This is a genomic window from Nocardia sp. NPDC127606 (genome assembly GCF_042671725.1).
GTDB lineage: Bacteria > Actinomycetota > Actinomycetes > Mycobacteriales > Mycobacteriaceae > Nocardia.
Map to the genome: position 1 here is coordinate 1,656,930 of NZ_JBHXWQ010000001.1, position 25,172 is coordinate 1,682,101.

Sequence of the window (25,172 nt, forward strand, 5' to 3'; positions counted from 1 at the left end):
ACTGATCTCGGTGATTGCACTGGGCGACAACGCCATCGACGCCGGATCGCTGTCGGTGGGCTGTGCCACGATCTCGTACGTGACCGAACCCTCGCACCTCCTTGCCGAGCATCGCCTGGAACTGATGCTCGATTACGGCCAGTTCATCCTGCACGGAGGGGAGGGTGAGGAGGGTGTCGAGCTCGCGTTGCTCGACGCCGCGCATGCGGACAGGCCGTCGGCGGGCGACGGACACACCGTGGTGGTGCTCAGCCCGCACCAGAACAACTTCGACATGCCGATTCACGTACAGGTGTGGGATCGGCGACCGGTTGACGAGGGCGAGTGGCAGCAGGTCAGCGAAGCCCGACTGCACATCGGCGAGCACGGGCTGACCATCAGTTCCCCCGTCGACGGCTGGGCCGACGCACCCGTGCCGCCCGGCGACTACCTTGTCGAGATCGCCGGAACAGGTTTCGCGAACTACGGCTGGCCCGGCGACACCACCCCCGGCGATCACTGGCGAATCCGGCTCTGGCCCGACGACGGCACCGCTCCTCGACCCGCCCGACAGTGGGACATGCCCGGCTACGGCATTCCCGCCAACAGCGAAGCGCCGCCGATCGAGCCTGCCCAGAATCTGCCCGAGCCCGAATCGGATCGGCAGCTCCGGGCCGAGGCCAGAGACCGCGCCGAATGGGGTGGCGACCCGATACCCGCCTTCGCCAACACCTATCACGGACGCGAACTCGCAGGCTACGACCGTGCGATGGCCGAGTCGATAGCCGCCATGAGCGCCATGCAATTGCGTCGACTGGCCGAGTACTGCGCACGGCGCGCCTACGGCCTCGCCGGTCTCAGCGATCGCGTCTGGGTGCGTCCGGCGCTGGACGCGCTCGCATCGGGTGCACCGCTGCCCGAACCCTTCCACGACAACGACGCCGCGTTCGCACGGCTGGACAAAGACCAGTACGGACCCGACGAGGCGAGCTTCCAGAGCAGCGTCGTGCGGGTGTCGAAGGCCCGTACCCCGACGCCGAACCCTTACGACCGCGGCAACATCAGTCGCCCACACTTCGCCCTCAACACGGTTTTCCATGCGCGGCATACCGATCCGTTGCAGGGCGCGCTCTCCGCGATCACCGAAGCCGCGATCACCTTCGGCCCAGACGTCGAGACCCTGTTCACCGACATCCGCGGCGAGTTCGATCTACCACCGCGGTCGTGAGCGCAGGGCACGCCGTCGCTGATACCACTGCGCGACTGGTCGATCCGGCGAACCTGCCACGGTGGCGCCACCCTCGGACGTACGATCCGAGCGTGGCCGAATCCCATGGTTCCACCCCTCTGCGCGTGCTGGTCTACAGCAACGATGCCGATACCCGCCAACAGGTGATCCTCGCGCTGGGCCGTAAGCCGCGCGCCGATCTACCGGAGCTCGAATTCTTCGAAGTCGCTACCGCGCCGGTGGTCATCGAGCAGATGGATGCCGGTGGGATCGATCTGGCGATCCTGGACGGTGAATCCGCCCCGACGGGTGGGCTCGGTATCGCCAAACAGCTCAAAGACGAGATCGATCAGTGCCCGCCGGTGGTGGTGCTCACCGGCCGACCCGATGACGCCTGGTTGGCCAACTGGTCGCGCGCCGAGGCCGCCGTCTCACACCCGATCGACGCCATGCAGCTCACCAACGCGGTCGCGGGCATCCTGCTCGCCCGCTGAACAGGACCATCCGGCATCGTCCCGACCTGTCGGATAGTCCGCTTCGCACCTTTCTATCTATCACCACTGGTAACGCCAGTGGTTCGCTGCCGCATGCCCGCAGCCGATTACCCCCGTATCGCTCATGAATCGCGGTACCGATATCGATCAAACCCCACCCCGGAAACGTGCGGCGGACCCCCGAAACGGCGGTAGTCTGTGCTCTAGCTCACACGAGCACGGGCTCTTGTATAACGCTCCGCCATCGCTGCACAGCCTTGCGCGAGCCCCGGTTCGGCGGACAACGTTGTCGGCCCCGTCTCGCCGAAAGCTGCCGTCCGCGGCCGGGCCACACGGCTCGGCCTGCTCCAGCGAGGAGGGGAAGTGCAGTCGTGAATATCGAGGTGCCCGCACTCGTACTCGGCGCCATCGCCGCGGCGTTCGCGGTGTTCTCCGTCATCATGGCGTCGCTGATCGGCCCGAAACGCTACAACCGGGCCAAACTCGAACCCTATGAATGCGGCATCGAGCCGACCCCGCACGCCATCGCCGGTGGCCCGGGAAATGCAGCGGGACAGCGCTTTCCGGTGAAGTACTACCTCACGGCGATGCTGTTCATCATCTTCGACATCGAGATCGTGTTCCTGTACCCGTGGGCCGTGCATTTCGACACGCTCGGGCTGTTCGGTCTCGCCGCGATGGCGCTGTTCATCGTCAACGTGTCTGTCGCCTACGCCTACGAGTGGCGTCGCGGCGGCCTCAGCTGGGAATGAGTGGGAAATAATGGGTCTCGAAGAGAAACTGCCCAGCGGGTTCCTGCTGAGCACGGTCGAGGATTTCGCCGGCTACCTGCGTAAGGGCTCCGTCTGGCCCGCCACGTTCGGGTTGGCGTGCTGCGCGATCGAGATGATGGCCACCGGCGCCGGACGATTCGACATCGCCCGCTTCGGCATGGAAGCGTTCCGCGCCTCCCCACGCCAGGCCGACCTGATGATCGTGGCGGGCCGGGTGAGCCAGAAGATGGCGCCGGTGCTGCGCCAGGTCTACGACCAGATGACCGAACCGAAATGGGTGCTGGCCATGGGGGTCTGCGCGTCCTCGGGCGGCATGTTCAACAACTACGCCATCGTGCAGGGCGTCGACCACATCGTCCCGGTCGACATCTACCTGCCCGGCTGCCCGCCCCGCCCGGAGATGTTGCTCAACGCGATTCTGGCGCTGCACGCGAAAATCGCCGAGATGCCGATGGGCGTCAATCGCGAGGAAGCGATCCGCGCCGCCGAGAAGGCCGCGCTGGCCAGCACGCCGACCATCCGGATGGAGGGCCTGCTGCGATGACGTTCGACTCCCCCGACAACACCGACAACCCTGCGGGACAGCAGGTTCCGGAGGAATCGCCCGCACAGGCGCAATCAAGACCGCCTCAGGACGAGGTTATCGGCACCCGGCGCGGGATGTTCGGTGTCAGCGGCACCGGCGACACCTCCGGCTACGGCGGTCTGGTCACCCCGGTCGCGCTGCCCGCGGGCACCCCGCCGCCGTACGGCAGCTGGTTCGACGCCTTCGTCGGCACCTTGCGCGCCGCACTCGTGGGCCGGGTCATCGCCTTCGATACCGTGATCGAGAGGATCGTGGTCTTCCGCGACGAACTCACCCTGCACGTGAAGCGCGAACACCTCGTCGCGGTCGCGAGCGCGTTGCGCGATGACAGCACACTGCGATTCGAACTGTGCCTGGGCGTCAACGGCGTGCACTACCCCGACGACGACGGTCGCGAACTGCACGCCGTCTATCACTTGAAGTCGATCACGCACGGCCGCCGCGTGCGGCTGGAAGTGTCCGCACCCGATGCCGATCCGCACATTCCGTCGCTGTTCTCGGTCTATCCGACGACCGACTGGCACGAACGCGAAACCTACGACTTCTTCGGCATCCTCTTCGACGGGCACCCCTCCCTGACCCGCATCACCATGCCCGACGACTGGCGCGGGCATCCGCAGCGCAAGGACTACCCGCTCGGCGGGATCCCGGTGGAGTACAAGGGCGCGCGCATACCGCCGCCCGACGAGCGGAGGACCTACAGCTGATGACCGACACCGACTTCCGCCGCGACGAACCACCGGTAGTGACCGTCGCAGGCCAGGACTGGGACCAGGTCAGCGAAGTGATCGACGGCGGCGCCGAAGAACGCATCGTGGTGAACATGGGCCCGCAACATCCGTCCACGCACGGGGTGCTGCGCCTGATCCTCGAGATCGAAGGCGAAACCGTCACCGAGGCCCGCTGCGGCATCGGCTACCTCCACACCGGCATCGAGAAGAACCTGGAATTCCGCAACTGGACCCAGGGCGTCACCTTCGTGACCCGGATGGACTACCTGTCCCCGTTCTTCAACGAAACCGCCTACTGCCTCGGCGTGGAGAAACTCCTCGACATCACCGACCAGATCCCCGAACGCGCCACCGTGGTGCGAGTGCTGCTGATGGAACTCAACCGCATCTCCTCGCACCTGGTCGCCCTGGCGACCGGCGGCATGGAGCTGGGCGCGCTCACCCCGATGCTGTTCGGCTTCCGTGAACGCGAACTCATCCTCGACGTCTTCGAGAACATCACCGGCCTGCGGATGAACCATGCCTACATCCGCCCCGGCGGCTTGGCCCAGGATCTGCCCGCCGACGGCGTCACCAAGGTCAGGGAACTGCTCGACCTGCTGCCCGGCCGCCTGCGCGACATGGAGCACCTGCTCAGCGCGAACCCGATCTGGAAGAAGCGCACCCAGGACATCGGCTACCTAGATCTCACCGGTTGCATGGCACTCGGCATCACCGGCCCGGTCCTTCGCGCCACGGGTCTGCCGCATGATCTGCGCAAATCAGATCCGTACTGCGGATACGAGAACTACGAATTCGACATCCCGACGACCACCGGCTGTGACTGCTACGGCCGCTACATCATCCGGATCGCCGAGATGACCGAGTCCATCAAGATCGTCGAACAGTGCCTGGACAAGCTGCGCCCGGGACCGGTGATGATCGACGACAAGAAGATCGCCTGGCCCGCCGACCTGGAACTGGGCCCCGACGGTCTCGGCAACTCACCCAAGCACATCGGCAAGATCATGGGCACCTCCATGGAATCGCTGATCCACCACTTCAAACTCGTCACCGAGGGCATCAGAGTGCCTGCGGGACAGGTGTATTCGGCGGTCGAGTCCCCGCGCGGGGAACTGGGTGTGCACATGGTCAGCGACGGGAGCACCCAGCCCTACCGGGTGCACTACCGCGACCCCTCGTTCACCAACCTGCAAGCGGTGGCCGCGATGTGCGAGGGCGGCATGGTCGCCGACGTGATCGCCTCGGTCGCCAGCATCGACCCGGTCATGGGCGGAGTGGACAGATGACAATCGACAACCCCACCAGCACACCGATTCTCCTGAGCCTGAGTACCCGTCCCGAACCGTTTCCGCCGCATGTGCGCGAGCGTCTCGAACTGGACGCCAAGGAGATCATCACCCGCTACCCGCACCCCCGCTCCGCCCTGCTCCCCCTGCTGCACCTGGTGCAGGCCGAGGAGGGGTATGTGACGGGCACCGGCATCGACTTCTGCGCCGATCACCTGAATCTCACCGGCGCCGAGGTGACCGCCGTCGCCACGTTCTATTCGATGTACCGGCGCACCCCCACCGGCGACTACCACGTCGGGGTCTGCACCAACACCCTCTGCGCGATCCTCGGCGGCGACGCCATCTACGAAGCGCTGCAGCAACATCTGGATGTCGGGCACGGCGAAACCACCCCCGACGGCGCCATCACACTCGAACACATCGAATGCAACGCCGCCTGCGACTACGCGCCGGTCATGATGGTGAACTGGGAATTCTTCGACAACCAGACTCCCGAATCGGCAGTCGCGATCGCCGATGCCCTCCGGTCGGGCCACCAGGTCCGCCCGACCCGCGGCGCACCGCTGTGCACGTTCCGTGAGACCGCCCGCATCCTCGCCGGATTCCCCGACGAGCGCCCCGGCGCGCTCGAAGGAGCACCGGGCGCCCCCACCCTGGCAGGGCTCGACATCGCCGGCGCAGAAGAGGACTCGGCTGGGGGATCGCGATGATGACCCTCACTCCGGTACTCAGCGAACACTGGGCCACACCGCGGTCCTGGACGCTGGAAAGCTATCGCGCGACCGGCGGCTACGACGGACTCCGTGCCGCCTTGGGCAAGACTCCCGATGAGGTGATCCAAACCGTCAAGGACGCTGGTCTGCGCGGTCGTGGTGGGGCGGGCTTCCCCACCGGGATGAAATGGTCGTTCATCCCGCAGGGTCCCGGCCCCGACGGCACCACGAAGCCGCACTACCTCGTCGTCAACGCCGACGAATCCGAACCCGGCACCTGCAAAGACATCCCGTTGATGCTGGCCACCCCGCACACCCTCATCGAAGGCATCGTGATCGCCGCCTACGCGATCCGGGCCGCGACCGCGTTCATCTACGTGCGCGGCGAGGTGGTGCCGGTTCTGCGCCGACTGCAAGCCGCCGTCGCCGAGGCCTACGCCGCGGGCCTGCTCGGCCACGACATCCTCGGCTCGGGTTTCGACCTCGACCTGATCGTGCACGCCGGCGCGGGCGCCTACATCTGCGGTGAGGAAACCGCACTGCTCGATTCCCTGGAAGGCAGGCGCGGACAGCCCCGTCTGCGCCCACCGTTCCCCGCCGTCGCGGGCCTGTACGCGTGCCCGACGGTCGTGAACAATGTGGAATCCATTGCCAGCGTGCCCTCGATCCTGCGCAACGGCACCGAGTGGTTCCGGTCGATGGGCAGCGAGAAATCACCCGGCTTCACCCTGTACTCCCTGTCCGGGCACGTCGCCCGACCCGGCCAGTACGAGGCCCCGCTGGGCATCACGTTGCGCGAGCTGCTCGAATACGCGGGCGGTGTGCGAGCCGGGCACACCCTCAAGTTCTGGACCCCGGGTGGTTCCTCGACCCCGATGTTCACCGACGAACACCTCGACGTCGCCCTCGACTACGAAGGTGTCGCCGCCGCCGGATCCATGTTGGGCACCAAGGCCTTACAGATCTTCGACGACACCACCTGCGTGGTGCGCGCGGTCCTGCGCTGGACCGAGTTCTACGCCCACGAATCGTGCGGCAAATGCACACCGTGCCGCGAAGGCACCTACTGGCTCGTGCAGCTGCTGCGCCGACTCGAAGCCGGCGACGGCACCGAAGCCGACCTGGACAAGCTCGCCGACATCGCCGACAACATCAACGGCAAATCGTTCTGCGCGCTCGGTGACGGCGCGGCCAGCCCGATCTTCTCCTCGCTGAAGTACTTCCGCGACGAATACCTCGCGCATCAGCGACTCGGGGGCTGCCCGTTCGACCCGGCCGCCTCGACCGTGTGGGCACCAGCGAAAGAGGACCGATGACAGCCATCGCGCCAGGCAACAGCAGCGATGTGGTGCCCACCGACATGGTGAGCGTCACCATCGACGACACCACGATCGAAGTTCCCGTCGGCACCTTGCTGATCCGTGCCGCCGAACTGATCGGCGTGCAGATCCCCCGCTTCTGCGACCACCCCCTGCTCGACCCGGTCGGCGCGTGCCGTCAGTGCCTCGTCGAAGTCGAAGGGCAGCGAAAGCCGGTCGCCTCCTGCACGATCCCGGTCACCGACGGCATGATCGTGCGCACCCAGATCAGCTCCCCGGTCGCCGAGAAGGCTCAACGCGGGGTGATGGAGCTGCTGCTCATCAACCATCCCCTGGATTGCCCGGTCTGCGACAAGGGCGGCGAGTGCCCGCTGCAGAACCAGGCGATGTCCACCGGCAGCGCCGAATCCCGCTTCGACGGCGAGAAGCGGACATACCCGAAGCCGATCCCGCTGTCCACAGCGGTGTTGCTCGATCGGGAGCGGTGCGTGCTGTGCGCACGCTGCACCCGGTTCTCCCAGCAGGTCGCCGGTGACCCGTTCATCGAACTGATGGATCGTGGTGCGCTGCAACAGGTCGGCATCGCCCAAGCCGAACCGCTCGACTCCTATTTCTCCGGCAACACCGTCCAGATCTGTCCCGTGGGCGCGCTCACCGGCACTTCCTACCGTTTCCGGGCCCGCCCGTTCGACCTGGTCTCCACCCCGAGCGTGTGCGAGCACTGCGCCTCCGGATGCGCACAACGCACCGATCATCGTCGCGGAAAAGTGTTGCGCCGCTTGGCCGGTGACGATCCGCAGGTCAACGAGGAATGGAACTGCGACAAGGGCCGCTGGGCCTTCGCCTACGCCACCGAACGCGACCGCCTCACCACGCCGATGGTGCGTGGCTGGGACGGCGTCCTCGCTCCCGCGTCCTGGCCCGAAGCTCTCACCGCCGCCGCCGCGGGCCTGAGCGCCGCGATCGGCAATGCCGGAGTGCTCGTCGGCGGCCGCGTCACCGAGGAAGAGGCGTACGCGTACAGCAAGTTCGCACGCATGGTCCTCGCGACCAACGACATCGATTTCCGCAGCCGGGTGCATTCGGAGGAGGAAGAACGATTCCTCGCCGCCCGCATCGCCGGACGCGGAGTCCAGGTCGACTTCGCCGCACTCGACAAAGCTCCCGTCGTGCTGCTGGTCGGGTTCGAACCGGAAGAGGAATCGCCCATCGTCTACCTGCGGCTGCGCAAGGCCGCACGGACCCACGGGCAACGGGTGGTGTCGCTGGCGCCGTTCGCTTCCCGCGGCCTCGAACGCATGTCGGGCGCGCTCATCCAAACCCCGCCCTGCGGGGAAGCCGACGTCATCACCTCGATCATGGCCGAAACGTCCGCCGATGCCGCCGAACTCATGACGATGCTGAACACGCCCGGCGCGGTGATCATGGCGGGTGAACGTCTCGCGGGCAGCCCCGGCGCCCTGTCGGCGGTGACCCGCCTGGCCGATGCCACCGGCGCCGCACTGGCCTGGGTGCCCCGTCGTGCGGGCGAACGAGGCGCGCTGGAAGCGGGCGCACTGCCCAGCCTGTTGCCCGGCGGCAGGCCTGTCGTGGATCCTTCGGCACGTCAACAGGTTCGACACCGGTGGCAGGCCGGTGAACTCCCCGTCACCGTCGGCCGCGACACCGACGCGATCCTGGCCGGCGCCGCCCAGCTGGGTGCACTCGTCATCGGCGGTGTCGACCCTGCCGACCTTCCTGACCCGGCCGCCGCACTCGCCGCCATCGACGCGGCCCGGTTCGTCGTCAGCCTCGAAATGCGGCACAGCGCCGTCACCGAACGCGCCGACGTCGTGTTCCCGGTGGCGACCGCGATGGAGAAGTCCGGCACCTTCCGTACCTGGGAAGGTCGCCCGCGTCCCTTCACCGCGGCCTCGCTCGACACCACCCGCCGCGTCGCCGCTCCCCTGTCGGACCTGCGGGTGCTGCACTCGCTGGCCGCGCAGATGAGCGTCCCGATCAACCTGCCCGACCCCGCCGCCGCCCGTGCCGAACTCGACGGACTCGGCGCATGGAACGGTGAGCCCATCCCCGCTCCGGAGCTGACCAGCCAGACCCGACCCGTTCCCGGACCCGGAACGGCCGTGCTCGCCGGATGGCGGATGCTGCTCGACGCCGGTCGCATGCAAGACGGTGAACCCAATCTCGCCGGCGTCGCCCGCCCACCGGTCGCACGGCTCTCGGCCGCGACCGCCGCCGAGATCGAAGCCGACGATGCCGATCACGTCATCGTCTACACCGAGCGCGGCGAGATCTCGGTGCCGTTGATGATCACGGACCTGCCCGACCGGGTGGTGTGGCTGCCGCTGCACTCGCCCGGTTCGACGGTCGCCGCCGAACTCGGTGTGACACCCGGCGCCGTGGTGCGCCTGCGTCGTGCCGACGACAGGATGAAGGAACACCGCCATGAGTGATCGAGTCCTACTCCTCGCGGCCGACGCCGGACCTGTCTTCGGCACCGACCCGCTGTGGCTGGTGGTGGTCAAGGCGCTCGGCGTGTTCATCTACCTGATGCTGGTGCCGTTGATCGCGGTCTACGCCGAACGCAAAGTCGTGGCGTGGATGCAGATGCGGATCGGGCCCAACCGGATCGGCCCCGGCGGCATGCTCCAGTCGATCGCCGACGGTGTGAAGATGGCGCTCAAGGAAGACATCATCCCGGCGATCGTGGACAAGCCGATCTTCGTGCTCGCCCCGATCATCTCGGTGATCCCGGCGTTCATGGCCTTCGCGGTGATCCCGATGGGCCCGGAGGTCTCGATCTTCGGCACGCACACCGCGTTGCAGCTCACCGACATGCCCGTCGCGGTGCTCTACATCCTCGCCATCACCTCCATCGGCGTGTACGGCATCGTGCTCGCCGGCTGGTCGTCGGGTTCGACCTATCCGCTGCTCGGCGGCCTGCGCTCGACCGCGCAGGTCATCTCCTACGAGATCGCGATGGCACTGACCTTCGCCACGGTGTTCCTGCTGTCGGGCACCATGGCGACCTCCGAGATCGTGAGCGCGCAGGAGGGCACCTGGTATGTGTTCCTGCTGCTGCCCTCCTTCCTCATCTACTGCGTGTCGATGGTCGGTGAGACCAACCGGGCGCCCTTCGACCTGCCCGAAGCCGAAGGTGAACTGGTCGGCGGTTTCCACACCGAGTACTCGTCGCTGAAGTTCGCGATGTTCATGCTCGCCGAATACGTGAACATGGCCACGGTGTCCGCGCTGGCGACGACACTGTTCCTGGGCGGCTGGCGGGCACCGTTCCCGATCAGCCTGTGGGAGGGCGCGAACTCCGGATGGTGGCCGCTGCTGTGGTTCACCCTCAAGGTGTGGACGTTCCTGTTCGTGTTCGTCTGGCTGCGCGGCACCCTGCCCCGACTGCGCTACGACCAGTTCATGAATCTCGGCTGGAAACTGCTCATCCCCACTTCGCTGGTGTGGGTGATGGTCGTGGCCGCCGCACGGGTCCTGGACCTCGAGGGGATCCCCGGCCAGAACTTCATCCTGGTCGGTGTGGGGCTGGTGATCACCGCGGCCATGATCGGGATGTTCCTGCGCGCGGGTCGCAGCAAGGGGCTACCGCCGTTGCCGCCACAGGAGCCTTCGACCTCGTCGGTGTTCCTCGGATTCCCGGTGCCCCCGATGCCGGCACGGCCCGCGAACGACCAGCCCGAGTTCGGGTTGTTCGACCCGCTCGCGGGTTTCGCGGTCACCGCGGCCACGATGTTCAAGAAGCCCAATACCGAGTCCTACCCCGAGGAGAAGGTGCCGACCGCGCCGCGCTATCACGGTCGCCACCAGCTCAACCGCTACGACGACGGACTCGAGAAGTGCATCGGCTGTGAACTGTGCGCGTGGGCGTGCCCGGCCGACGCGATCTTCGTCGAAGGCGCCGACAACACCGAGGACGAGCGCTTCTCCCCGGGTGAGCGGTACGGCCGCGTCTACCAGATCAACTACCTGCGCTGCATCGGCTGCGGCCTGTGCATCGAGGCCTGCCCGACGCGTGCGCTGACGATGACCAACGAATACGAACTCACCGACGACAACCGCGCCGACCTCATCTACGAGAAGGACCAGCTGCTGGCCCCCATGGAGCCGGGCATGACGCCCGCGCCACACCCGATGGCACCGGGCACCGACGCGGCCGACTACTACCTGGGCCGGGTCGGTCCCGCACCGTCGGAGCAGGAGGTACTGCGATGAGCACCGCACACATGCTGGCCGCCGAAGTCACCAACACCTCCACGGGTGAGGGCGTGCTGTTCTGGGTGCTCGCCCCGATCGCGGTGCTCGGCGCCCTCGGCATGGTGACCGCGGCCAAGGCCGTGCATTCGGCGATGTGCCTGGCCGCCACCATGATCGCGCTCGCCGTGTTCTACATCGCGCAGGGTGCGCTGTTCCTCGGCGTCGTGCAGATCGTGGTGTACACGGGCGCGGTGATGATGCTGTTCCTGTTCGTGCTGATGCTCGTCGGCGTCGACTCCGCGGAATCGCTGCGGGAAACGTTGCGCGGCCAGCGCATCGCCGCCGCGATCGTCGGGCTCGGATTCGGGTTGCTGTTCATCGGCGGCATCGGCGCGGCCCTGCGCGACAGCGGAACCAGCTTCCCCGGCCGCGGTTTCGGCGACCGCGACGTGATCGCCGAACTCGCCGAGTTGATCTTCCTGCGTTACGTGTGGGCGTTCGAACTCACCGGCGCACTGCTGATCACCGCCACGATCGGTGCGATGGTGCTGGCCCACCGCGAACAGTTCACCCCGAAACGCGGACAGCGGGAAATGTCGCGCGATCGCTTCCGCAATGCCGGCGAACGGGCCACCCCGCTGCCGACACCGGGTGTCTACGCACGGCACAACGCCGTCGACAGCCCCGCCCAGCTTCCCGACGGCTCCTTCGCCGAACTCTCGGTGAGCACGATCCTGCGTCACCGCCGCAACCGCGCCCACACCGAAGCCGCTGTGCTCTCGGTCGGCACGGTCCGCGACGACAACCCGACGGCCGACGAGGAAGGCAAGCGGTGAACCCCCAGAACTACCTGTTCCTGTCTGCGCTGCTGTTCACCATCGGCGCCGCGGGAGTGTTGTTGCGCCGCAACGCGATCGTGGTGTTCATGTGCGTGGAGCTGATGCTCAACGCGGTGAATCTGGCATTCGTGACCTTCGCCCGGTTGCACGGCAACCTCGACGGTCAGGTGATCGCGTTCTTCACCATGGTGGTCGCCGCGGCCGAGGTCGTCGTCGGCCTGGCCATCATCATGACGATCTTCCGTGCCCGCCGGTCGACCTCGGTCGACGACGCCAACCTGCTGAAGTTCTGACATGGGTACCGCAACGCTGTGGCTGCTGCCCGCCCTCCCGCTCGCAGGCGCGATCGTGCTGCTCCTGTTCGGCCACCTCACCGACCGCTGGGGTCCCTACCTGGCCACGACGGCCGCGCTGTCCTCGTTCGTCGTCGCCGCTGTCGCCTTCGTCGGCATGCTCGGCCGCGCCGACGCCGACCGCGCCGTGCACAAGGAACTGTTCAACTGGGTGCCCGTCGGTGATCTACAAGTCGGGTTCAGCCTGCAACTGGACCAGTTGTCGATCTGCTTCGCGCTGCTGATCACCGGGGTCGGGTCGCTGATCCACCTCTACTCGATCGGCTACATGAGCCACGATCCGGGCAAGCGCCGGTTCTTCGGCTATCTCAACCTGTTTTTGGCCGCGATGCTCGTCCTGGTCCTGGCCGACAACTTCCTCGTGCTGTATCTGGGCTGGGAAGGTGTGGGCCTGGCGTCCTATCTGCTGATCGGCTTCTGGTACGAGAAGCCCTCGGCCGCAACGGCAGCCAAGAAGGCATTCGTGGTCAACCGTGTCGGCGACATGGGCCTGGCCATCGCCATGATGGTCATGTTCGCGACATTCGGGTCCTTCGACTTCCGCACCGTGTTCGCGGCGACACCGGGCGCGAGCGAAGGCACCCTCACCGCGATCGGTCTGCTGTTGTTGCTGGCCGCCTGCGGCAAATCCGCGCAGGTGCCGCTGCAGTCGTGGCTCGGCGACGCGATGGAAGGCCCCACTCCGGTCTCGGCGCTCATCCACGCCGCCACCATGGTCACCGCCGGTGTGTACCTGATCGCCCGCGCCAACCCGATCTACGACCTCGCGCCGAACGCGCGCACGGCGGTGCTCGCCGTCGGTGCGGTGACGTTGCTGTTCGGCGCCATCATCGGCTGCGCCAAGGACGACATCAAGAAGGCCCTCGCGGCCTCGACAATGAGCCAGATCGGGTACATGATCCTGGCCGTCGGCCTCGGCCCGGCCGGGTACGCGTTCGCGATCATGCACCTGCTCACCCACGGCTTCTTCAAGGCCGGACTGTTCCTCGGCGCCGGCTCGGTGATGCACGCGATGGACGACGAAACAGATATGCGCCGCTACGGCGGCCTGCGCACGCTGATGCCGATCACCTTCATCACCTTCGGCCTCGGCTATCTCGCCATCATCGGAGTGCCACCGTTCTCGGGGTTCTTCTCCAAGGACAAGATCATCGAGGCGGCCTTCGACCACGGCGGATCCACCGGAATCCTGCTCGGCGCGGTCACTCTCGTCGGCGCTGCGCTCACCGCGTTCTACATGACCCGCGTCATGCTGATGACTTTCTTCGGCGAGCGCCGCTGGAAGCCCGACACCCACCCGCACGAGTCACCCGCGGTGATGACCGGGCCGATGATCCTGCTCGCGTTCGGTTCGGTCTTCGCCGGTGGCCTGTTCGTCTGGGGCTCGTCGCTGGTGAACTGGCTCGAACCCGTCGTCGGTTCCCATCACGCGGAGCCCGTGATCCCCGCGGCGGTGGTCACCGGTCTGGCCTTGACGGCGGTCGCCATCGGTGTGGCCGTCGCCTACCGCAAGTACGCCGAGAGCCCGATCCCCGAGGTCGCACCGGAGCCGGTCAGCGTGCTGACCGGGGCCGCACGTGAGGATCTCTACGGCGACAAGATCAACGAAGCCGTGTTCGAACGCCCCGGTCGCCACCTCACGAGGGCGCTGGTGTTCCTCGACGCGAAGGGGGTCGACGGGATCGTCAACGGCACGGCCGCCGCGATCGGCGGACTGTCGGCGCGAATCCGCAAGGTGCAGACCGGTTTCGTGCGCTCCTACGCCCTGTCCATGTTCACCGGCGCGGCCCTGGTGGCCGCTGCCCTGCTGGCGGTGAGGTTCTGGTGAACTCGTTTCCCTGGCTGACGACACTCTGGCTCGCCCCCGCGATCGGTGCGGGTGTGGTGCTCGTCGTGCCCGCCGCCCGCCGCACGGTGGCGCGCGGCATCGCGTTCGTCGTCTCGATCGGCGTGCTCGCACTGGCCGTCGTGCTGGCGGTGCGGTTCCAGCCCGGCGGCGCCCAGTACCAGTTCGTCGAATCCCACGAATGGATCCCGGCGTTCGGTGTCGGGTACACCCTGGGCTTGGACGGCATCGCCACCGCGCTGGTCCTGCTGACAGCGGTGCTGGTGCCCTTGCTGATCCTGGCGGGCTGGCACGACGACACCGCCACCGGCGACGGCCGCAAGACCACCCACATCTACATGGCATTGATGCTGCTGGTCGAGGCGATGGTCCTCATCTCGTTCCTGGCCCTCGACATCCTGCTGTTCTACGTGTTCTTCGAAGCGATGCTGATCCCGATGTACTTCCTCATCGGCGGTTTCGGCACCCGCACCACCGACGCCGCGGTCCGCGCCCAACGTTCGCGCGCGGCGGTGAAGTTCTTGCTCTACAACCTCTTCGGTGGGCTGATCATGCTCGCCGCGGTGATCGGGTTGTACGTGCTGACCGCCCAGGCGGGCCTCGGCGAGGGATCGGCGGGGACCTTCGATCTGCGCGTCGTGGTCGCCGCGGCCAACAACGGTGAACTCGGGGGCAGTACAGCGGTGCTCAACGCCCTGTTCCTCGGGTTCATGTTCGCCTTCGCCGTGAAGGCACCGCTGTGGCCGCTGCACACGTGGCTGCCCGACGCGGCGGTCTCGGCCACCCCGTCCAGCGCGGTTCTGATGATGGCGGTGGTCGACAAGGTCGGCACCTTCGGCATGCTGCGTTACTGCCTGCTGTTGTTCCCGCTGGCATCGGACACCTTCGCGCCCTTGGTGATCACCCTGGCCGTGATCGGCATCCTCTACGGTGCGCTGCTCGCCATCGGCCAGACCGATGTGATGCGACTGATCGCCTACACCTCGATCTCGCACTTCGGGTTCATCATCCTCGGTATCTTCGCGATGACCAGCCAGTCCCAATCCGGGGCGACGCTGTACATGGTCAACCACGGACTGTCCACGGCCGCACTGTTTCTCATCGCCGGCTTCCTCGTCTCCCGGCGCGGCACCAGGATGATCGCCGAGTACGGCGGCGTGCAGAAGGTCGCGCCGGTGCTGGCGGGCACGTTCTTCATCGCGGGCCTGGCCACGCTCTCGCTGCCCGGTCTCGCGCCGTTCGTCAGCGAATTCCTGGTCCTCATCGGCACTTTCCCGAAGTACCAGGTGGCGGCGGTGATCGCGACCGGTGCACTGGTCTTGGCCGCGATCTACGTGCTGTGGCTGTATCAGCGGTTGATGACCGGCCCGCTGAAGAAGGGCAACGAGCACCTGCGTGATCTGGTGCCGCGTGAGCTGGCCGTGGTCGTACCGCTGCTGGTCGCGCTGCTGGTGCTCGGGTTCTATCCGAAACCGATCCTGGATCTGGTGGATCCCGCGGTGGGACACACCCTCTCGACGATCGGTAAGCACGATCCCGCTCCGACGGTCCCCGCTCCCGAAGCTGGTGCGGCCACCCCGCCCGCAGGCGGCCACAAATGAGGACGGACTCCGTGACCATCACCGAGCTCGCGGCCATCGCGCCCGCACCGAGCATCGAATACCACCTGCTCGCCCCGATGCTGATCGTGTTCGGGGTCGGTGTGGTGGGTGTGCTCGTCGAAGCGTTCGTGCCACGGCCCTACCGGTATCCGACGCAGTTGGTGCTCGGGCTGGCCGGTGTGGTCGGCGCGCTGGTGGCCGTGGTGCTGCTCGCGGGATCCGAGGGCACCGCGGTGGTGGGCGCGGTCGCCATCGACGGGGTCACGCTGTTCCTGCAGGGGACGATCCTGCTGGTCTCACTGCTGGGCCTGCTGCTGATCGCCGAGCGTGGTGCGGTGCCGCGGGCGCGCAGCGGGCCGGGCACGTGGAGTCGGGCGGCGGCCGCGTTGGATCGAGGGGTCGACGCGTTCACACCGCAGGCTTCCGCGGTGCCCGGGAGCGCGCACGAGCTCGCGGCGGTGCGCTCGGGCGTCTCGACCACCGAGGTGTTCCCGCTGACGATGATCGCGGTCGGTGGTCTGCTGCTGTTTCCCGCGTCGAACGATCTGCTGACGATGTTCGTCGCGCTCGAAGTGCTGTCACTGCCGCTGTATCTGCTGTGTGGGCTGGCTCGCCGCAGGCGGTTGCTCTCGCAAGAGGCGGCGATGAAGTACTTCCTGCTCGGTGCGTTCTCCTCGGCGTTCTTCCTCTACGGTGTCGCGCTGCTCTACGGACAGACCGGCACGGTGTCGCTGCCGGGAATCGGTGCGGCGCTGGACAAGCAACCCGAGAACGCGACCTTGGCCCTGCTCGGTATCGGCATGCTCGCTGTCGGGCTGCTGTTCAAGATCGGCGCTGTGCCGTTCCAGGCCTGGGTGCCCGATGTCTATCAGGGCGCGCCGACCCCGATCACCGCGTTCATGGCCGCCGCCACCAAGATCGCCGCCGTCGGCGCGACCATGCGGGTGCTGATGGTGGGAGTCGGTGCGCTGGGCTCGGATTGGCGCCCGGTGCTCGCCGCGGTCGCGGTGGCGACGATGGTCGTCGGTGCGATCATGGCGATCACCCAGACCGATGTGAAGCGCATGCTGGCCTACTCCTCGATCGCGCACGCCGGTTTCCTGCTCGTCGGTATCGTCGCCGCCGACAGCGCCGGTGTGGCCGCCGTGCTGTTCTACCTGCTGGCCTACGGCCTCGGCACCGTCGGTGCGTTCGCGGTGGTCAGTCTGGTGCGTGACGCCTCCGGTGACGAAGCGACCGCGCTGTCGCAGTGGGCGGGCCTGGGCCGCCGATCTCCGTGGCTCGCTTCGGCATTCGCCCTGTTGCTGCTGTCCTTCGCCGGTCTGCCGCTCACCAGCGGATTCGTCAGCAAGTTCGCGGTCTTCGCCGCCGCCTCCGGTGCGGGCTACACCGCTTTGGTGATCGTCGGTGTTCTCTGCAGCGCCATCGCCGCGTTCTTCTACGTCCGGGTCATCGTGCTGATGTTCTTCACCGACCCTCCGGCCGACGCACCCATCGTGACCGCCCCGTTCGCCACCACCTTGGTCGTGGCCTTCAGCGCGGGCGCCACCGTTCTGCTCGGCCTGTTCCCCCAGCCGGTTCTCGACCTCGCCGGCCGCTCCAACCTGTTCATCCGCTGATGCCGCCGACTCCCCAGCCCGACCCCCGCCCACCGACCAGTCACGAACGCCACGCCGGACAGCCGTGGAACGCGTCCTATCTCGACGGCCCCGCACCCTGGGACATCGGTATCCCGCAGCCCGCTGTCGTGCGGCTGGCCGAAGCAGGCGGGTTCTGCGGACCGGTTCTCGATGTCGGGTGCGGCACCGGCGACAACGCCTTGTTCATCGCCGCCCGCGGGTTGCCGGTGCTGGGTGTCGACGTGGCCGAAACAGCGTTGGCCGCCGCCCGGCAGGCAGCCGACGATCGTGGGATCGACGTGGCCTTCGCGATGGCGGACGCCTTGCACCTCCAGCGCCTGTATCGCCGCTTCGAAACTGTCCTCGACTGCGGCCTGTTCCACACCTTCGACGAGTCCGAACGCACCGAGTACGTGGCAAGCCTGGCCTCGGTGGCCGACTCCGGCGGCACCCTGTACGTGTTGTGCTTCAGCGATACCGGTCCCGACACTGGACCGCACCCCGTCACCAGGCAAGCCCTCACCACACCCTTCGATGACAACCCCGCCTGGCATATCGCCGCCATCGCCCCCGAGCATCTCCGAACACGCTTCGCCGACTCGACCTCCGCCTGGCTCGCCACGATCAAACGCCGATAACTGCTCGGCCGAATCCGGGCCTTGACCTGAAGAGTGGTTGAGCTCTTAGTGTCCGTTTCATGAGCGGACATGAGAGCGCACAAGCAACGGCAGTCGCAGTTCTGGGGTTGGGTGAGATGGGCTCGGCGCTGGCCGCTGCCCTGCTGGATGGGGGTTTTTCCGTCACGGTGTGGAACCGGTCGCACGACAGAGCACATCCGTTGGTAGCCAAGGGAGCACGGTTGGCCGCGACCCCGACGGAGGCTGTGGGCGCAGCCGATGTGGTGATCGTCAATGTCAAGGGTGGTGCGGTGGCGGCGGATCTGTTGCGTGCCGCGGGGGCGGAGCTGGCGGGACGATCCGTGGTCGACCTGACCGACGGCACATCCGAACACGCCACTGCCACTGGACAGTTGGTGCACGAGCACGGTGCGGACTATCTCCACGGCCAAATCATGACCATCGCTCCGGCCATCGGCTCCCCGGACGCGGTGGTGTTCTACGGCGGCGCGCGCGCTGCGTTCGATCGACACGAAGCCCTCCTGCGAGCTCTCGGCGGCCGCGCGACCTTCGTCTCCCCAGACCCCGCTGTGCCCGTGCTGTACGGCATGGCCGTCCACGACATCATGTGGGGCCTGCTGAACGGATTCCTCCACGCCTCAGCACTTCTCGGCAACGCCGGTCTCCGCATCGGCGATTTCGCCCAGCAGACCGATCCTTCCCTCGCAGCCCTGTCGTCACTGATCCCGATGCTCGCGAAAGAGATCGACAGCACCGATTTCGCCATCCCGTACGGCGCCCTGAAACACCACCTGCCCTCCCTCGACGATCTACTCGCCGAGAGCCACTCCCGAGGAATCGACACCGACCTACCCAGCTACACGAGAAGCCTGGTCGCCGACGCCATCACCGCGGGCCACGGCCACGACAGCTACTCCCGACTGGTCGAACACTTCGGCCGTCGATAGCCACGTCGTGGGAGGGGCGCTACCCAGCGCCCCTCCCACCGGTACGCTTACGCGCGCGACTCCCCGACCGTGACCCAATACCGCCGTGCCGGACCGAGTTCGGTGTCCTGGACGCTCCCGAGAACGCCACCACAGCGCTCGATCGTCTTCACCGACCCGAGATTCTCGGCCGCGCAAACGACCAACACCCGATCCATCCCGGCCGCTCGTGCCTCAGCGATGATCTCCCCCAATGCCCACGTGGCCAGCCCTCGACGGCGCGCGGACGGCCGGATCCCGTACCCGATATGCCCGAGCCTCCGCACGAGGTCACCGTCCCCGTGCCGCAACGCGATCCCGCCGAGCACACGACCACCCTCGACTATCCAGCGATACGAGCAACGCCCGTCCCGGCCCTCCACCGACGCGGCGCTGAGTCGCGCGACCCAAAGCTCGAATCCGCCCACCGAGTCGACGTCGTCACTCGGCAACAAGCCGAAACCGTCCTCGTGGACACCGGACCCCCACTCGACATGCGCGTCGAGCCACGCACCGTACAGATCGACAGACGGCGCGATCAACCTGCGCCCCGAGCCGTGGGAACTTCCGTCGGCGGTGAACACTTCCTCAATCTAGTGCGCGAGTGTGACAGCGCTTCTCCGAAAGATGCAGCCCCGTAGGCAGTCTCGACGTTGCACCGCTTGTTTCGGCATCTACTGTCGCGTGTGTGCTCGCCACCTTCTTGACACTCACCTTCTTACTCGGCGCGCCGCTGGTCTGCTGGTCACTTGTCGCGGAAACTTTCCGGGGGCGCGTTATCGGGATCCTGGTTCTGGCCGCTGTCGGGACGGCCCAGGTGGCACTGGGCGCCGGCTGGCTGGGACCTGACTTCCAGCTCACCGCAATCGCGGTGCTGGGAGTGCTTGTCATGGTCGTGCTGATGACAGCACCGATCGTCGAGGCGGGAACGACCGACGATGCCGACCCAGAGGGAATCACGAAGGCGCGCATCGCGATCGGCTGGATTCTCAGTGGCGGGTACTGCGTGCTGAGTGGTGGGGTTCTCGCGATCGCGATTGTGCTCATCCTGGCATTCGGCCGCTGGGCGTGGGTGCCGCCCACGGACTCTATCGGGTCGTTACCCGACAGCTTGGTCATCAGCGAGAACATCGATGCCGGGTGTACCGCCCGATCATCCGGCAGCAGTTGCGACCGGGAATTCGTCGTCGACGGAACGGGCGATCAACTGCCAGAAGCGATCGCCGCCGAGGTCCGGCGTCACCTCGAAGACACCGCCGACTGGACTTTCACTCCGGGGACGCCGAGGAACGGTCGCGCCTTTTGGCGTGCCTGTCGAAGAGAGGGCTGGGGTTTGGATCGTCACGACACCTGTTTGCAGGTGTCTCTTCGCGACGATCCTCGGGTTTCGGTCACTCTGAGCTACCAGGACGATTGGTGAAGGGACACTTCCGGAACGGTCGGAACAGTTGATGCTTCAGCTCGGGAGGTCCAGCGTGTCGAACTGGTGGGCGGACCAGATGCGGCGGGAGCGTTCTTCGGGGTAGGGCTGGGTGATGGGTTCGGAGTGGTAGACGCGCGTGGTTCGTGCCTGTGGATCGTAGGGCGCCCAGCCGGGGTTGCCCGAGGTAGCGAAGTTCACCCAGTCGGTACGCATGCGGTGGGCGACATCGGTGATTTCGTCCGGGGCGTTCGGATGGGCGAAGCGGTGGGCGCGGACCTCGTCGGGACCGAGGGTGCCGAACAGGAGCAGGAAGTCCAGGCAGTGTGCGGCGCCCTGTTGTGAGTTGAAGCTCCACGCCAGTTCGCACAGCCACACGCGTCCACCGCCTGCGTGCGCGGCATCGGCCAGGTGCAGGCTCGGCATCCGGAACAGCCAGTCGGAGTTGAGAATTTCGAACAGCCGGCCGGATGTCGCTTCCGGATAGGCGGCGCGGTAGAGCCTGTCGCCCTCCGCGCTCGGTGTGAGGTGGCGAAAAGCCGCGGTCGTGTTCGCCGGTGCAGGTTCGCTGCCAAGCCGAGATGTGTAGAGCCGGAACTCGTCACGGGTGTGGCTGACGAGCAGGTCGATGTCTCGTGCGGCACCGTCTGCTATCGCACGCCACGGTGCGCAGGGCAATATCTCACCGTCGACAACAGGTGAGAACGGGGTGGGCGTGAGCGCCATCGGGCCCCAGACGTCGACGAACTCGGGCATCATGGCGATCACCGCGGCGGTGGCGTCAGTCAGTGCGCGTGGCGGCAGAAGGGCAAAGTCCTCGACGGTGGCCTGGACGCCGAGCTGTGCGGCGATCGTGGTCGAGATCGCGGCGGCGAGACTCGGAGTGAAGTAGGTGCCGGGCATGCTCTGGCTGATCGCCCGTCGAAACAGTCCGGCGGCCGCCGGCATGACCAGCAGTGCACCGACAGACGCACCGCCGGCGGACTGACCGAAAACGGTGACGTTGGCGGAGTCGCCACCGAATTCAGCGATGTTGTCCTGGACCCAGCGCAGAGCGGCGATCTGGTCGAGGATCCCGCGGTTGTCCGGAGCTCCGGCAATGCGGGCGAAACCGTCGGCTCCGACTCGATAGTTCATGCTGACCACCACGACACCGGCCGCAGCGAGCAGCGCGCCGTCGCAATGCGGGTTGGCGGTGTTGTTCTCGAGATAGGTACCGCCTTGAATCCACACCATCACCGGCAGTTTCGCGGCACCGAGGTCGGGTGACCAGACGTTCAGGGTCAAACAGTCCTCGGATCCATCCGAGGTCGAGCCGGATGCCGACGACATCACCGATCCGCCGTTGCACGCTTGGGGAACCGGAGGGCCGAACCGCAGTGCGTCGCGAACGCCCTGCCACGGCTGGGCGGGCACAGGTGCCGCAAATCGATGTGCTCCGACCGGCGGCTCGGCATACCTGATCCCACGAAAGACCGCGAGAGCGCCTTCCCGCCGGCCGCGCACAAGACCGGCGGCCGTGCGGATTTCAGGTTCGATGTCCACTCGATGCTCTCCCCGTCAGCGCCGTTCGCTCGCACCTATGCTACCGACGATCAGATCGGTCAGCGCCGAGATCGCTTCCTCGGGCGTCGTCGTACCCAGGTTCAGTTCCGCGGCCAGTGTTTCGGCCGCGCCGAGCACGCCGACGCAGCGCAGTCGCAGTGCTGTGGTGCTGAGTGACGAGAACGGTTGCAGGGTGGCTGCCATCCAGTCGCGGTAGCTGTCGAGCATCCCGTGCTGGATCGCCTGGACGTCCGGGTTGCCTTTCAGGGCGGCGGAAATCGCGTCGAATTCGGGCATGTCGGTGGCGCAGGCGAAGTAGGCGGCGCTCATGACGCGGGCGATCTCGTCGACGGTGGGGGTGGCGTCGCGGGCGGCTTGTTCCGAGGCCAGGCGGTGGCGTTCGTCGAGTTGGCGGTAGAGCGCGAGGAGCAGTTCGGGGCGGGTGCCGAAGTGGTCGTAGACGATCGGCCTGCTCACGCCGGCGGCTTCGGCGAGAGTTGCCAAGGTCAGGCCATCGGTGCCTTGCTCGCGCACCAGCGTCAAGGCCGTGTCGAGCAGTTGCTCGCGCCTGGCCGGCTTCGCCAATCTGCCCGATCGTGTGGTCATCGTCCTCCCTTGCGCCATGCCCACAGCTTAGCTACAAAGAGCAAGTTACAACTTGTAGCTTAGCGAGAGGAATTCACCGTGGAGCAATCGGTACTGATCTTGGGCGGGTCGGGACAGGCGGGGTCGGACACCGCCGCTCTGTTGCGTCGATGGCATCCGGCCCTGCCGTTGACCATCGCGGGCCGTGATCTCGGTCGTGCGCAACGGGTCGCGGACGGCCTCGGCACCGCCGCAGCGGTGACGATCGATCTGTCACGCCGCGACCTCGGGCTCGCCGACGCCGACTACTCGGCGGTCGTCGCGACCCTGTGGGACGACCGTCTCAACGGCCTGCACTACGCACAGGACCGTGGCCTGCCCTACCTGAGCATCTCCAGCGGCCTGCTCGACATCGGCCCGGAGATCGTCGCGGGCGCGCAAAGGTCCAGTGCGGCACCCGTTCTGGTCGCCAGTCATTTGATGGCGGGAATCGTCGTTCTCGCCACGCTGGATTCCGCGCGCGAGTTCGGCCGGATCGACACGGTCCGGGTCGGTGTCGCGCTCGATGACACCGACACCGGCGGACCCGCGGGAATCGCCGACCTGGAACGCTGGTCGGCCGTCACGACGGCGGGTCTCGTGCGCCGTGACGGTGTCTTCACCTGGCTCGCCGAGGCCGACGCACAAGCAGACGTCCGCACCGTCGACGGCACCGCACTGCCCGGCCAGAGCATCCCGGTACTCGATGTGCCGAGCCTGGCCCTCGCGACCGGCGCACCGAACGTCCGGGTCGACTTCGCGGTCGGCGCCACCCCGAGCAGGCGTCGCGGTGAACCCGCCTCCGTCGAGGTTCGGATCGATCTCACCGGAACCGGCCGCAGCGGCGAACCGCTCGACAGAACACAGCATCTCGTCCATCGGGACGGTCAGCGGCCGCTGACCGCCCTCGGGATCGCACTCGGCGCCGAACGGCTGCTCGGCGTGCGCGGCGACCGTCCCGCACCGGGCATCCACACCCCGGAGGCATTGATCGACCCCGCCTACGCCGTGGAGCGGTTGAGCGAGATCGGTGCCGTGTGGCATCGAGACAGCGGTGGCCCCCGGCCATAGACCGGGGGCCACCGGTCGCTACCGCACCGACCGGAAGAACTCGCGCACATCCTCGATCAGCAGGTCGGGCGCTTCCATCGCGGCGAAGTGCCCCCCGCGGTCGTATTCGGTCCACCGGACGAGGTTGTTCTGCTTCTCGGCGATGCCGCGAATCGTGGTGTCGCCGGGGAAGACCGCGACCGCTGTCGGGACACCGGAGCTGGGCAGGTCCGCGCCCCACTGTTGGGATTCTTTGTACAGCCGCATCGAGGAGCCCGGCGTCCCGGTGAACCACAGGATCGCCGTTTCGGCGAGCATGGCGTCACGGTCGAGGGAATCCTCGGGCAGCGCGGCGGCGGGGTCCTTGTAGGTGTTGACGACATCGACGACCCAGGCGAGCAGACCTGCCGGTGAATCAGCCAGGGCGTGGGCCAGAGTGTGCGGACGGGTGCTGTGCACACCCGCATAGGCGGAGGTTTCGTTGCTGCTCCAATCCTGGAGTGCGGCAAGCTTTTCCTGGTCCTGCTCGGTGTAGCCCGCGCCGTCGTCGTTCCATGCGGGAATGGTGATCGCGGCGTTGAGGTGCACGCCGGTGACCCGCTCGGTGTCGACACGACCCACCTGCGGGGCGATGAACGAGCCCGCGTCGCTGCCCTGCACGCCGTAGCGCTGGTAGCCCAATTCGCTCATTAGCCGGGCGATCAGTTCCGCGGATCGTTCGGTGGCTGCCTGGCCGGGCTGGTGGGTGGGCCCGGAGAACCCGAATCCGGGCAGGGTCGGGATGATGAGGTCGAAGGCGTCGCGCGGGTCACCGCCGTGCGCGCGGGGGTCGGTGAGCGGTCCGATCGTCGCGCCGAAGTCGGTGAACGGCCAACCGTGCACCAAGACCAGCGGCAGTGCGCCGGGTTCGGGTGAGCGCACGTGGGTGAAGTGCAGGCGCTGCCCGTCGATCTCGGTGACGAACTGCGGGTGGGCGTTGCGTGCGGCTTCCGCGGCGCGCCAGTCGAACCCGGTCCGCCAGTAGTCGGCGAGCTCGCGCAGGTAGGCGGTGGGCAGGCCGTAGGTCCAGCCGGCGCCGGGCAGGTCGTCGGCCCAGCGGGTGCGGGCGAGCCGCTCGCGCAGGTCGTCGAGGTCGGACTGCGGAATGTCGATCCGGAAGCTGTCGATGTCGCTCATACCGACAACGCTAGGCAGCACTTAGGTCTGAATCGTTCCTAAGGTGACGAGATTCTGCGGCGCTCGTCGCGGGACTGTTCAGCGCCAACCACTTCAATTGAAGTACTTCACTTGTTGTGGTTTAATCGAAACGCTTCAGGATGAGGCGCGGCAGAACAAGAAG

At 67.0% G+C, this 25,172-nt stretch carries 23 protein-coding genes; 19 read left to right on the top strand and 4 right to left on the bottom strand.

The genetic code is table 11. The features are described 5' to 3' along the window. Positions 1-10 precede the first annotated feature (10 nt). The 17 genes from ACFVJ5_RS07740 (at position 11) to ACFVJ5_RS07820 (ending at position 19,176) form a co-directional block, all read left to right on the top strand. Positions 11-1,207 (top strand): hypothetical protein, encoded by a 1,197-nt coding sequence (locus ACFVJ5_RS07740; RefSeq protein WP_379219085.1) that lies wholly within the window; start codon positions 11-13, stop codon positions 1,205-1,207. A gap of 92 nt (positions 1,208-1,299) precedes the next feature. Continuing rightward, positions 1,300-1,701 (top strand): hypothetical protein, encoded by a 402-nt coding sequence (locus ACFVJ5_RS07745; protein WP_378991733.1) that lies wholly within the window; start codon positions 1,300-1,302, stop codon positions 1,699-1,701. A gap of 371 nt (positions 1,702-2,072) precedes the next feature. Then, positions 2,073-2,453 carry an NADH-quinone oxidoreductase subunit A gene (locus ACFVJ5_RS07750; protein ID WP_056819816.1) on the top strand — a complete coding sequence of 127 codons (381 nt, stop codon included), beginning with the start codon at positions 2,073-2,075 and terminating at the stop codon, positions 2,451-2,453. Between the two features lie 10 nt (positions 2,454-2,463). After that, a complete protein-coding gene (locus ACFVJ5_RS07755) occupies positions 2,464-3,018 on the top strand; it encodes an NADH-quinone oxidoreductase subunit B family protein (RefSeq protein ID WP_101468016.1) in 555 nt (184 codons plus the stop codon). After that, on the top strand, positions 3,015-3,767 hold the full coding sequence (locus ACFVJ5_RS07760; protein ID WP_379219086.1) for an NADH-quinone oxidoreductase subunit C: 753 nt from the start codon (positions 3,015-3,017) through the stop codon (positions 3,765-3,767). The genes ACFVJ5_RS07755 and ACFVJ5_RS07760 overlap by 4 nt, the downstream gene beginning before the upstream one ends. Then, positions 3,767-5,080: an NADH dehydrogenase (quinone) subunit D gene (gene nuoD, locus ACFVJ5_RS07765; protein WP_378629165.1), complete on the top strand. Its 1,314-nt coding sequence runs from the start codon at positions 3,767-3,769 to the stop codon at positions 5,078-5,080. The genes ACFVJ5_RS07760 and nuoD overlap by 1 nt, the downstream gene beginning before the upstream one ends. Further along, positions 5,077-5,793, top strand: coding sequence for an NADH-quinone oxidoreductase subunit NuoE (nuoE, locus tag ACFVJ5_RS07770; RefSeq protein ID WP_379219087.1), 717 nt, complete (start codon positions 5,077-5,079; stop codon positions 5,791-5,793). The genes nuoD and nuoE overlap by 4 nt, the downstream gene beginning before the upstream one ends. Further along, positions 5,793-7,112: an NADH-quinone oxidoreductase subunit NuoF gene (nuoF, locus tag ACFVJ5_RS07775; RefSeq protein ID WP_379219088.1), complete on the top strand. Its 1,320-nt coding sequence runs from the start codon at positions 5,793-5,795 to the stop codon at positions 7,110-7,112. Before nuoE ends, nuoF begins: the two co-directional genes overlap by 1 nt. Next, complete coding sequence (locus ACFVJ5_RS07780; protein ID WP_379219089.1) at positions 7,109-9,568, top strand: NADH-quinone oxidoreductase subunit G; 2,460 nt, start codon at positions 7,109-7,111, stop codon at positions 9,566-9,568. Before nuoF ends, ACFVJ5_RS07780 begins: the two co-directional genes overlap by 4 nt. Next, positions 9,561-11,351: an NADH-quinone oxidoreductase subunit NuoH gene (gene nuoH / locus ACFVJ5_RS07785; RefSeq protein WP_379219090.1), complete on the top strand. Its 1,791-nt coding sequence runs from the start codon at positions 9,561-9,563 to the stop codon at positions 11,349-11,351. The genes ACFVJ5_RS07780 and nuoH overlap by 8 nt, the downstream gene beginning before the upstream one ends. Beyond that, positions 11,348-12,169, top strand: a complete 822-nt coding sequence (locus ACFVJ5_RS07790) for an NADH-quinone oxidoreductase subunit J (protein WP_379219091.1) — start codon at positions 11,348-11,350, stop codon at positions 12,167-12,169. The genes nuoH and ACFVJ5_RS07790 overlap by 4 nt, the downstream gene beginning before the upstream one ends. Beyond that, the gene (gene nuoK, locus ACFVJ5_RS07795) at positions 12,166-12,465 is read left to right on the top strand and encodes an NADH-quinone oxidoreductase subunit NuoK (protein ID WP_266288663.1); all 300 of its coding nucleotides are present in this window, start codon (positions 12,166-12,168) and stop codon (positions 12,463-12,465) included. The genes ACFVJ5_RS07790 and nuoK overlap by 4 nt, the downstream gene beginning before the upstream one ends. A 1-nt stretch (position 12,466) precedes the next feature. Further along, positions 12,467-14,353, top strand: coding sequence for an NADH-quinone oxidoreductase subunit L (gene nuoL / locus ACFVJ5_RS07800; protein ID WP_379219092.1), 1,887 nt, complete (start codon positions 12,467-12,469; stop codon positions 14,351-14,353). Then, complete coding sequence (locus tag ACFVJ5_RS07805) at positions 14,350-15,972, top strand: NADH-quinone oxidoreductase subunit M (protein WP_379219093.1); 1,623 nt, start codon at positions 14,350-14,352, stop codon at positions 15,970-15,972. The genes nuoL and ACFVJ5_RS07805 overlap by 4 nt, the downstream gene beginning before the upstream one ends. Next, a complete protein-coding gene (gene nuoN, locus ACFVJ5_RS07810; protein WP_379219094.1) occupies positions 15,969-17,591 on the top strand; it encodes an NADH-quinone oxidoreductase subunit NuoN in 1,623 nt (540 codons plus the stop codon). Before ACFVJ5_RS07805 ends, nuoN begins: the two co-directional genes overlap by 4 nt. Then, positions 17,591-18,229 carry a class I SAM-dependent methyltransferase gene (locus tag ACFVJ5_RS07815; protein WP_379219095.1) on the top strand — a complete coding sequence of 213 codons (639 nt, stop codon included), beginning with the start codon at positions 17,591-17,593 and terminating at the stop codon, positions 18,227-18,229. Before nuoN ends, ACFVJ5_RS07815 begins: the two co-directional genes overlap by 1 nt. A 59-nt stretch (positions 18,230-18,288) precedes the next feature. After that, on the top strand, positions 18,289-19,176 hold the full coding sequence (locus ACFVJ5_RS07820) for an NAD(P)-dependent oxidoreductase (protein WP_379219096.1): 888 nt from the start codon (positions 18,289-18,291) through the stop codon (positions 19,174-19,176). Between the two features lie 47 nt (positions 19,177-19,223). On the opposite strand, the gene ACFVJ5_RS07825 is transcribed toward ACFVJ5_RS07820, so the two are convergent. After that, positions 19,224-19,778 carry a GNAT family N-acetyltransferase gene (locus tag ACFVJ5_RS07825; protein ID WP_379219097.1) on the bottom strand — a complete coding sequence of 185 codons (555 nt, stop codon included), beginning with the start codon at positions 19,776-19,778 and terminating at the stop codon, positions 19,224-19,226. A 104-nt stretch (positions 19,779-19,882) separates the two neighbouring features. On the opposite strand from ACFVJ5_RS07825, the gene ACFVJ5_RS07830 reads away from it, so the two are divergent. Then, positions 19,883-20,614 carry a hypothetical protein gene (locus ACFVJ5_RS07830; protein ID WP_379219098.1) on the top strand — a complete coding sequence of 244 codons (732 nt, stop codon included), beginning with the start codon at positions 19,883-19,885 and terminating at the stop codon, positions 20,612-20,614. Positions 20,615-20,650: 36 nt separating this feature from the next. Here the strand turns inward: ACFVJ5_RS07830 and ACFVJ5_RS07835 are convergent, their stop codons facing one another. After that, a complete protein-coding gene (locus tag ACFVJ5_RS07835; RefSeq protein ID WP_379219099.1) occupies positions 20,651-22,159 on the bottom strand; it encodes a carboxylesterase/lipase family protein in 1,509 nt (502 codons plus the stop codon). Positions 22,160-22,174: 15 nt separating this feature from the next. Beyond that, complete coding sequence (locus ACFVJ5_RS07840) at positions 22,175-22,765, bottom strand: TetR/AcrR family transcriptional regulator (RefSeq protein ID WP_379219100.1); 591 nt, start codon at positions 22,763-22,765, stop codon at positions 22,175-22,177. 78 nt (positions 22,766-22,843) lie between these two features. Between ACFVJ5_RS07840 and ACFVJ5_RS07845 the strand changes: the two genes are divergently transcribed. Beyond that, positions 22,844-23,854 carry a saccharopine dehydrogenase gene (locus ACFVJ5_RS07845; RefSeq protein WP_379219101.1) on the top strand — a complete coding sequence of 337 codons (1,011 nt, stop codon included), beginning with the start codon at positions 22,844-22,846 and terminating at the stop codon, positions 23,852-23,854. Between the two features lie 18 nt (positions 23,855-23,872). On the opposite strand, the gene ACFVJ5_RS07850 is transcribed toward ACFVJ5_RS07845, so the two are convergent. Further along, complete coding sequence (locus ACFVJ5_RS07850) at positions 23,873-25,009, bottom strand: epoxide hydrolase family protein (RefSeq protein WP_379219102.1); 1,137 nt, start codon at positions 25,007-25,009, stop codon at positions 23,873-23,875. Positions 25,010-25,172 lie beyond the last annotated feature (163 nt).